This is a genomic window from Campylobacter concisus (assembly GCF_002913225.1).
GTDB lineage: Bacteria > Campylobacterota > Campylobacteria > Campylobacterales > Campylobacteraceae > Campylobacter_A > Campylobacter_A concisus_J.
This window is the reverse complement of sequence record NZ_PPAW01000063.1, coordinates 1-472: the sequence shown is the minus strand read 5'-3', so window position 1 is coordinate 472 and position 472 is coordinate 1. Positions and strand designations below refer to the sequence as shown.

Annotated in this window: 1 protein-coding gene; it reads right to left on the bottom strand. The window is 33.5% G+C overall.

Annotated elements, in window-relative coordinates:
* Nucleotides 1–472 (bottom strand): FlgK family flagellar hook-associated protein (locus CYP26_RS09625; RefSeq protein WP_430747079.1); only part of this gene is annotated, 472 nt, incomplete at both ends.

The window sequence follows — 472 nt, the reverse complement described above, 5'->3', positions numbered from 1 at the left end:
CCCTAGAATTGCTCTTTAGATCGCTTTTATAAACTGCCGTATTTACCAGCTTTGACATAGCAAGCTCAAGCTCATCACGTTTATCACGAAGATCATTTGCATTTATTTTTATACCAGCGTCTGCGCCTGATTCTATTCTTTGGATTTGCTTATTAATATTTGCTATTTGTCTGCCCAGAGAATTTATCTCATTTATATTTATTTTTATCGTTTCATCAATCTTTTCATTCATATCATAAAGCATCTTTGATGAGCGGTTGATACTTGCAGTCAATACACTTGCTTTATTTATCAAATTTACTTTCTGAGCACCTGCATTAGGGTTTGAAGCAAAGTTATTCCACGCGGAAAAATACTCCTGAATATCCTTCACCATTCCATTATCTTTTAGATCAGGAAAATATTTTGTAGCTTCTTGCAAAATTCTTTGTTTATAGGCCGTGTTTTCTAAATTTGACGATGAGTATTTTAG